Origin of the sequence: Salinivirga sp., from assembly GCF_035268865.1 — a bacterium.
Taxonomy (GTDB): domain Bacteria; phylum Bacteroidota; class Bacteroidia; order Bacteroidales; family Salinivirgaceae; genus Salinivirga.
In genome coordinates this window covers 19278-27806 of sequence record NZ_DATFKB010000021.1, presented here as the reverse complement: position 1 = coordinate 27806, position 8529 = coordinate 19278, and the positions used below count along the sequence as shown (strand labels likewise).

Annotated in this window: 9 protein-coding genes; 6 read left to right on the top strand and 3 right to left on the bottom strand. The window is 38.9% G+C overall.

Going from position 1 to position 8529, the window contains the following annotated elements; translation table 11 throughout:
* The 3 genes from VJ937_RS01450 to VJ937_RS01440 all read right to left on the bottom strand — a co-directional run.
* Nucleotides 1-1084: two-component regulator propeller domain-containing protein (locus tag VJ937_RS01450; RefSeq protein ID WP_324065139.1), on the bottom strand; the 1084-nt coding region annotated here is incomplete at its 3' end.
* Entirely contained in the window at nt 1071-1739 is a 669-nt protein-coding gene (rsmI, locus tag VJ937_RS01445; protein WP_324065138.1) for a 16S rRNA (cytidine(1402)-2'-O)-methyltransferase, read from the bottom strand. The genes VJ937_RS01450 and rsmI, both read right to left, overlap by 14 nt.
* Nucleotides 1740-1742: 3 nt before the next feature.
* A complete protein-coding gene (locus VJ937_RS01440) occupies nt 1743-2558 on the bottom strand; it encodes a hypothetical protein (RefSeq protein ID WP_324065137.1) in 816 nt (271 codons plus the stop codon).
* Nucleotides 2559-2763: 205 nt separating this feature from the next.
* Between VJ937_RS01440 and VJ937_RS01435 the strand changes: the two genes are divergently transcribed.
* From VJ937_RS01435 to amrB, 6 genes are read left to right on the top strand one after another with little or no spacing between them, the layout of a single operon-like run.
* Complete coding sequence (locus VJ937_RS01435; protein ID WP_324065136.1) at nt 2764-3345, top strand: thymidine kinase; 582 nt, start codon at nt 2764-2766, stop codon at nt 3343-3345.
* Between the two features lie 21 nt (nt 3346-3366).
* The gene (locus VJ937_RS01430; RefSeq protein WP_324065135.1) at nt 3367-5799 is read left to right on the top strand and encodes a bifunctional UDP-N-acetylmuramoyl-tripeptide:D-alanyl-D-alanine ligase/alanine racemase; all 2433 of its coding nucleotides are present in this window, start codon (nt 3367-3369) and stop codon (nt 5797-5799) included.
* A 3-nt stretch (nt 5800-5802) separates the two neighbouring features.
* A complete protein-coding gene (locus tag VJ937_RS01425) occupies nt 5803-6108 on the top strand; it encodes a hypothetical protein (protein WP_324065134.1) in 306 nt (101 codons plus the stop codon).
* A 34-nt stretch (nt 6109-6142) separates the two neighbouring features.
* A complete protein-coding gene (amrA, locus tag VJ937_RS01420; RefSeq protein ID WP_324065133.1) occupies nt 6143-6664 on the top strand; it encodes an AmmeMemoRadiSam system protein A in 522 nt (173 codons plus the stop codon).
* On the top strand, nt 6664-7659 hold the full coding sequence (gene amrS / locus VJ937_RS01415) for an AmmeMemoRadiSam system radical SAM enzyme (RefSeq protein ID WP_324065132.1): 996 nt from the start codon (nt 6664-6666) through the stop codon (nt 7657-7659). The genes amrA and amrS overlap by 1 nt, the downstream gene beginning before the upstream one ends.
* Before the next feature lie 2 nt (nt 7660-7661).
* The gene (amrB, locus tag VJ937_RS01410) at nt 7662-8507 is read left to right on the top strand and encodes an AmmeMemoRadiSam system protein B (RefSeq protein ID WP_324065131.1); all 846 of its coding nucleotides are present in this window, start codon (nt 7662-7664) and stop codon (nt 8505-8507) included.
* Nucleotides 8508-8529: the final 22 nt, after the last annotated feature.

Sequence of the window (8529 nt, the reverse complement as noted above, 5' to 3'; positions counted from 1 at the left end):
CCAGCACTAATAATTTGTTGGAATCTATAAAATGAAGCCGATTAACCTGGAAAGGTATCTTCCCAATTTGCTTTATTTTACTATCTTCTAAGGCGTAGAGTGCCCCGCTTTTTTCAGATAACACAACTTTACTTTTGTATGTGGCAATGTCTGAAAAAGGATACTGGTAGTGATCCGATTCTATGTTTTGAATGTAGAAGAGGTCTCCATTGTCGCTGCCTGCCCAGATTCCATTTTTCCTGTCTGCAAAAAGTTTCGTAAGTGTATGGTTGGTTAAAATTGTATCTGGGTTTTGTTCAGGTCTTTGAATAATGAGCCCAATTCCAGAAATACTTTTCAGTACAGTACCTTCTACTTGTATCATTTCAAGTATGATGTTGGGACTGAAGCTGTATTTAATTTCTTCACTATTTGCTGTAATGGTTAAGTTACCAAAACTTATTGTGGCCTGGTTGCCATTACTGAAAAGCATGATATTGCCTTTCTTAAACCGTTTATCATTGTATAAATCAACCAGATTGAGTTGCAGGAACAAGGCAACTTTTTGCTGCCATTGTGATTTTAAGTTTTTAACAAGATCAAAAGCAATGGAAAGATAATTAACGGTGTCTTTTGTAACTAAAGAATCATTAGAAAAGGTATATTCTTCCAATCCGTAAGTATAGAAGCTCAGCGTCGTATCTGTCTCCTTGAAGCTGCTTTGAATAGGTGTTCCGTTGGATGTTTCCGAATATTGTCCTTTATTTAAGCATTTGATTTTTGTTTTTTTTATTTGCCAGGCTCTTCCATCTGTTGCCGTGACCCACAAGCTGCTATCGAGCTTACTTACATAAAGGGCTGCAATATTGGAGTATTCGAGTGTAGTGCTTCGTCCGTAAAGCTTGTGTTTTTGGCCATCAAATTGATACAATCCTTTTGAAGTGGCTAACCAAACAAAACCCTTATAATCTTGTGCAATGTCATTGATCCTGACCTGCGGTAGCGCTTCAATATTATCGAAATTAATAACGCGAGGAGGTTGGCCCGGCAAAAGATATGGGGCAATAAGAAAAATTAATGTTATGAGTAAATTACGTATTTGCACCTTCAATAATTATAACAAACTCACCTTTAGGGGGTTTGTTTTTAAAGTGTTCAATTAATTCGATTAAATTTCCTCTTATTGTTTCTTCATATATCTTAGAAATTTCCCTGCTAACAGAAGCTTTCCGACCCTGTCCAAAAAATTCCGATAATTGTTCCAGTGTTTTTACTATACGATAGGGTGATTCATACAATACAATGGTTTGATCCAACTCTTTCAGGTAATTAAGTCTTTTTTGGCGGCCTTTTTTGTGCGGCAGAAACCCTTCAAAATAGAATTTGTCGCATGGCAGTCCGGAGTTTACGAGTGCAGGCACAAAGGCGGTTGCACCGGGTAGTGTAAGTACCTGGATACCTTCTTTCAGGCATTCCCTGATAAGTAAAAAGCCGGGATCGCTGATGCCCGGAGTCCCTGCATCGGTAACTAAAGCAACATTTTTTGCCTGTGCAAGCTCCACAAATTTCTGAAGCTGCTTGTGTTCATTAAATTTATGATATGCAATTAACTCGTCATAAGTTATTTCGTAGTGTTCTAGAAGGTTTTTTGTTTTTCGGGTATCTTCTGCCAGAATCACCTCAGCAGCTTTAAGCACGTTTATTGCGCGAAAAGTCATATCTTCCAGGTTGCCAATAGGTGTGGGGACAATGTATAACATAAGCTATTTGAGGTATCTGCGATAAATGAATTCTATGAATGATTTAAAACTTTCTTTGTCCTGATCAAAATCGAAATTGTTTTCAAGAAATATCAATGCACTTTCAAGGTCATCCATTGCATTTAATTTACTAATGGTATCCCGGTATAAATCAGCGTTACCCTCGAAAAGATCATTGATAAACCATATTTTATCGTTGAGCTTAATGGCTTTGGTTAAATCTTCAATGGGGTGCTGTTGCAACTTAGAGGCAAGGTCCTTCTGGTCAAAGTGCATTGCAATTTTTTCGTTTATTGAATTTTTCACACCCGTATATTTATCTGCAATGGTTTTTTTTGGCTCATCTGATTCGATAGCTGTATCTGCATACTCTATCTCATCCTGTATTTTTTCTTCTATTTCTTCATTTAAATCTGTAGGCTCTTCTTCTGGCACAGGATCAGTGTTTTGATCAGTTTTTTCTCGTTTTTCTTCCCGGGCAAATTCAATATCCTGGTTTTCATGGCTTGGTTCTCGCTGCTCTTCGGATTCAGTAGGTTGCGTTCTTTTTGTAGTTGATTCCGTTTTTTTTGAGCGGGTTTGCGGCTCACTAACTGACGTTTCTTTAATTTTTTCGTTTTGCTCTTCTTTTGCCTCTGGGAGCTTATCTGTAAGCCCATTCTCCAGCATGTTAAACTCCTCGGAAATCGATCTTATTCGCGAATGAATAAGCTTTATATCCATTTCGGTTAATGTTTTACCGGGCTTTAAATCTCCCAGTATTTCACTCAACTCATATACATCATTTTTTATGTAACGCAAAAGGCTCTTTAAATTCATCAATATTATTTAGTTTGAAGATTTATATTAACATGCAAATTTATTGGAAATATTCCAATTATACAGAAGTTACCTCTTTTTTCAATGCTTTTTTAAATATCCCCCTGTCTTCTGTCAATAAAATTATAATTTTGTTTAGTACAAACGACTTTTTTTGACATATATTTAGTATTTATAATCGAATGATTTTTAAGGAATAAATTAAATGTTGAGACATTCCGAAATAATAGAGACCCATCGGTCGGGTTGGGTAGAGGTAATTGTTGGCTCTATGTTTAGTGGTAAAACAGAGGAGCTTATCAGAAGACTCAAGCGTGCACAAATTGCAAAGTTAAAGGTCGAGATATTCAAACCTAAAATTGATGTGCGGTATTCAGACAGCGATGTTGTTTCACATGATGCCACTGCCATACGTTCAACACCTGTTGATGCTGCAGAAAATTTACTAATGCTTGCCTCTGGTAACGATGTGGTTGGAGTTGATGAAGCACAATTTTTTGATTCAAACCTGGTAAGAGTTTGTAATCAGTTGGCAAATCAGGGCGTGCGGGTTATAGTGGCGGGTTTGGATATGGATTTTCAGGGCAATCCTTTTGGGCCAATGCCTCAGCTACTGGCTATGGCTGAATATGTATCGAAAGTACACGCCATTTGTGTAAAATGCGGAGGGTTAGCCCAGTTTTCTCATCGCGTGATAAAAAACCAGGACTTAGTTGTTTTGGGTGAAAAAGATGAATATGAGCCACTTTGCCGCAATTGCTATTTAGAAGTCACAAAGCATAAATAGTGCCTGTTTCAATTGAATGATATGGTAAATCTAAAGAAAGTTGCAGAAATATCGCAAGGAGAATGTGTGGGGTCGTGTAGCGGTCAGGTAAAATATTTGTTAACCGATAGCAGAAAGCTCACCCTGCCGGAGCAGGTTTTGTTTTTTGCTATACCCGGAAAGTATCACAATGGCCATGCATACATCCCTGCATTAATTAAAAAAGGTGTCAGACAATTTGTGGTTTCAGAATTACCCGAAAAGCAATGGCTTGAAAAGGCAGATTTCGTCAAAGTCCATGATGTGATTAGTGCCTTGCAGTCGGTTGCTGCATGGTGGAGGTCGCATTTTAGTTTACCGGTTATTGGCGTAACCGGAAGCAACGGTAAAACAATTGTTAAAGAGTGGATTGCCCAGAGCCTGGGAGACATCGTAAGGATGACCAGGACCCCTGGTAGCTATAATTCACAAATTGGTGTTCCTCTCTCTGTTTGGATGCTCAGTGATGGTGCCCAGTTTGGCCTTTTTGAAGCGGGTATTTCTTTTCCGGGCGAAATGGAAAAATTACAGACTATTATAAAGCCTACTATTGGTCTGTTTACCAATCTTGGTGATGCCCATCAGGAAAACTTCAGTTCATTTACTCAAAAACTTGAGGAAAAATTAAGGCTATTCAAAAATGCTGATGTGGTAATTTATCGTAATGAGGGCGATTGGGTAAGTGAGAAAATTGAAGCTTATTGCACTGAGAGGAAAAAGTTTACCTGGTCTTTTAAAGAAGAGGCCGATGTAAAGGCGCATCTCGATGATGGTGTGTTAAAAGTTCAGTATTCAAATCAAAAACTAAGCCTTTCATTACCATTTAGCGATAAAGCATCGGTAGAGAACTTAATGCACACCATTACAGTATTATGCTATTTAGGATATGATTCAGATTTTATTTACAAGGCTGTAGCCAAAATCAGACCTGTTCCTATGCGTTTGGAGCAGAAATCGGGAAAAGCACACAATACTATTATTAATGATAGCTATAACTCCGATTTGGGGTCGCTTTCTAATGCACTTGATTTTCTTGAACAGCAAAAACAGCATCCACGAAAGGTTTTAGTGCTATCAGATATTTTTCAGAGTGGGTATGCAAAAGAAAACCTTTACAAAGAAGTATCAGTGCTAGTTAATGCTCATAAGCCTGATTTGATGCTGGGAGTCGGAAAAGACCTGATGCAATTCCGCGAGCTTTTCCATCTCGATAGCCATTTTTTTAAATCGACAACAGAATTAATTGCAGCCCTGGGCGATTTTGATTTTACAGATACTACTGTACTGCTTAAAGGGAGCCGATCCTTCCATTTTGAAGAGGTTGATAAAATTTTGGAAGAGAAATCACACCGGACTGTACTTGAGGTAAACCTCAATGCATTAACACACAATTTAAACTACTTTAAGTCATTGCTAAAGCACGATGCAGACATAATTGTTATGGTTAAGGCATTCTCGTATGGTAGTGGTTCGCACGAAATTGCTAATGTTTTACAGTATCACCGGGTAGCCTATCTGGCGGTTGCTTTTGCCGATGAGGGTGTGGATTTACGTGCACGTGGCATCGATTTGCCGATTATGGTCATGAATCCACATAATTCTGATTTTGATAGCCTGGTACGATACCGGCTTGAACCTGTGGTTTTCGATTATGGAATGCTATCGAGCCTGGGTAAATACCTGGTGCAGCAGGGAGAAAGAAGGTTTCCTGTGCACATTAAATTAAATACAGGCATGAACAGGTCTGGGTTCAATCCTTCTGATATAGACAATCTGATAGATGAGCTGAAAAAACAGCCTGCAATGTATGTGCAAACTGCTTTTTCTCATTTAGCTTCCAGCGATGAGCCCATGCATGACAACTTTACCCATGACCAGGCCAGGGTTTATAATACAATGTGCAAGAAACTGGCATTAGCCCTTGATCGAAACATTAAAAAACACCTGTTAAACAGTGCCGGAATTGAGCGTTTCCACGAATACCAGTTTGATTATGTGCGCCTTGGAATTGGCTTATACGGAATAAGTGTAGCAGATGCTGACCTAAAGCAGGTTGGCAGGCTCCGGACAAGTATTGCTCAAATCAGAGATGTAATGCCGGGTGAAACTGTTGGTTATGGTCGGAGTGGAGAAGTCGACAACCCGAAAAAAATTGCCACAATACCCATTGGTTATGCCGACGGATTCAGGCGAATACTTAGTAATGGCAGAGGCAAGGTTTTTATAAACGGGAATTTATATCCAGTGATTGGTAATGTATGTATGGATATGACAATGATAGACATTACGGGCGCAAAAGTGGAGGTGGGAGATGAGGTAATAATATTTGGTCCAGAATTACCAATTGAGGAAGTTGCAGGATGGTTGGAAACCATACCTTATGAAGTGCTTACCAGTGTGGCTGCAAGAGTTAAAAGAATTTATGTAAAAGATTAAAACATGTTAGAAGCAATATTTATTATAGGCATTACCGGCATCGCTTTTATAATTGGCCGCAGCATACGCGATCTCTTCAAAAAGCGACCGGTGCGTCAGAAAAAGGCTCGTCGCCGGGGTATTACAAAGCTGTTTGCCGCAATTGCATTGTTGATTGTAGCTTTGTTGATTATTACCATTTCTATTGTCTCAGGAATCGGCGTTTTTTATGATAAGGTTACCTGGGAGCAACTTCTACTTTATTTTATGATTGATGGTTTTGCAGTTTATATTTTTATTTTAATCATTGGTTTCTTGAAAAAGTATTAAATAATTAGTATCTTTTTTTGAAATCGATGATGAGATGGAGAAAAAACACATATACGTATTAAAAGCAGAGCAAGCAGTCAGAAAGTTTGTGGTAGATGGCGTTCGCCTGAAAAAACCTGAAGATGTTGATGAAAGATTGTTACTACAGAGAGGATGCTTTGTTTCATTGCATCTTGAGAACGGCGACCTGCGAGGCTGCATTGGGACAATTGAACCCAGATTTAAGACCCTTTTTGAGGAAATTGTGCAAAACGCGATATCAGCATCTTCAACAGATCCCAGATTTCGGCCTGTCGCAGCTGAAGAATTATCCGAAATTAAAGTATCGGTTGATGTTCTATCGCCCTTTGAGGAGGTAACCCCGGATCAGCTCGATCCGGCTGTATATGGATTAATAATATCTGACGGGTTCCGAAAAGGCGTGTTATTACCTGCTTTAGAAAGTGTTGATACCATAGAAAAGCAAATTGATATTGTAAAGAAAAAAGCCAGACTCCAAATGGTAGACAATGACCAACTAAAATTTTACCGTTTTAGAAGTGAAAGGTTTGAGTAATGAAAGAAGCCAGTTTTTATACAGCCAGGGCCGGCAGGGTTGAATGTCAACTTTGCCCTCATAATTGTAAATTGAAAGATCGGCAATGGGGACTTTGTAATGTTCGCCAGGCTCGCGATAACAGGCTTTTTGATATGGGTTATGGCAAAATTAGCTCCCTGGCAATTGATCCTGTTGAAAAAAAACCACTATACCATTTTTATCCGGGAGCTCAGATTTTATCTGTTGGCGGCCTGGGGTGTAACTTTAATTGTAGTTTTTGTCAGAACCACCAAATTTCGCAAATTCAACATCAAATGCTTGCCAGAGCTGAGTATTTAAGTCCTCAGGAGGTGGTAGATATTGCCCTTGAGAAAGGTCCAAAAGCCGGTATTGCATTTACATATAACGAACCCATGATCAATTATGATTTTATGATTGATGTTGCCAAATTGGCCAAATCACATAAAATTCCAACTGTTGTTGTTAGCAATGGCTACATTAATCATGCACCCCTTGAGAAGTTAATTGAAGTTATTGATGCATTTAATATTGACCTGAAAGGTTTTAATAACGAGTTTTATAAAAAATTTGCCGGTGGCCGGCTTTCGCCTGTTCTGGATGCCTTAAAGCAAATAAATAATGCTGGTCGTCACCTTGAAGTCACACATTTAGTAGTTACAAATGCTAACGATAATTTTGATGAGTACCGCGCTATGTTGAAATGGATTGTCGAAAATCTCAGACCCAATATCCCCTTCCATATAAGTCGTTACTACCCGCAATATAAATATAGCCAACCTGCGACCGAATTGACACTGATAAATGATTATGTTGCAGCAGCCAGGGAGAAATTGCAGTTTGTATATCCCGGTAATGTGCATGCAGATGCATCAACTTATTGCCCTGAGTGTGGGGAGCTTGTTATAAGCAGGAGTGGGTATAGTACAAAAACTGTTGCACTTTCTGAAAAATATTGTTTAAATTGCCATTATGAACTCCCTATAATCATTTAACTATGACTACAAGATATGCGCAATTTTCTGGTAAGTTCTATCCTTCAAGTCATATTGAAACCAGAAAGCTCATTGAATATATTGAAAAGAAAGAGGCCAACAACCTGAGACATATTGTCGATGCAAAACTGAATGTATTCGGCGGTGTGGTGCCACATGCCGGGTATATGTTTAGTGGTTACCAGGCTGTGCATTTTTTTCACTATACCATTCATCAGGTATTTGACAGTGTTGTAATCCTATCGCCCAGTCACAGAGGCCTGGGGCCTGAGGTTTCGATTGATGGTCATGATCAATGGGAAATACCCGGAGCTGATTTTCAAACAGATAAGGATTTGCTAAACAGTGGTTTGTTTGACGTCTCATCTGATGCACAGTATGAGGAGCATGCAGCAGAGGTTATGCTGCCTTACCTCAGCCACTACCGACCTGATTTAAACAAAATTGCAGTTATTACTATACGCAACCCAAAGCTGCAAAATATTAGAAATGTGGCAGAAAAACTTTACAGGTATGAAAAGGATTCAGGGCAAAAGCTCCTGGTAATTGCATCATCTGACTTTAACCATTTCGAAAGAGCCGAAAAAGGGAGAGAAAAGGATGATTATATTCTGGAGGCCATTAAGAATCTTGATGAGGCTGAGGTGATTGAACGCGTTAGAAAATACAATGTCAGTGTATGTGGATATGGCCCAATCTCAGCACTCATGGCCTATGGTAAGATGAAAAATGAAAAGGTGAGCTTTAGTATTTTGCGACGAGGTCATTCCGGCGAAATATTAGCTTCTGATGAAGTTGTCGATTATGTCAGTCTTTTATGTGCAGCACCCTTAGAAGTAAAACCTTAAATTCTTTATAATTTTGATCTTG

Bases quoted from the DNA above. Each gene is read 5' to 3' on its own strand.
- amrA (WP_324065133.1), top strand. From the start codon at position 6,143: ATGGAGAAAAAACACATATACGTATTAAAAGCAGAGCAAGCAGTCAGA.
- amrB (WP_324065131.1), top strand. From the start codon at position 7,662: ATGACTACAAGATATGCGCAATTTTCTGGTAAGTTCTATCCTTCAAGT.
- VJ937_RS01425 (WP_324065134.1), top strand. From the start codon at position 5,803: ATGTTAGAAGCAATATTTATTATAGGCATTACCGGCATCGCTTTTATA.
- rsmI (WP_324065138.1), bottom strand. From the start codon at position 1,739: ATGTTATACATTGTCCCCACACCTATTGGCAACCTGGAAGATATGACT.
- amrS (WP_324065132.1), top strand. From the start codon at position 6,664: ATGAAAGAAGCCAGTTTTTATACAGCCAGGGCCGGCAGGGTTGAATGT.
- VJ937_RS01430 (WP_324065135.1), top strand. From the start codon at position 3,367: ATGGTAAATCTAAAGAAAGTTGCAGAAATATCGCAAGGAGAATGTGTG.
- VJ937_RS01435 (WP_324065136.1), top strand. From the start codon at position 2,764: ATGTTGAGACATTCCGAAATAATAGAGACCCATCGGTCGGGTTGGGTA.
- VJ937_RS01440 (WP_324065137.1), bottom strand. From the start codon at position 2,558: ATGAATTTAAAGAGCCTTTTGCGTTACATAAAAAATGATGTATATGAG.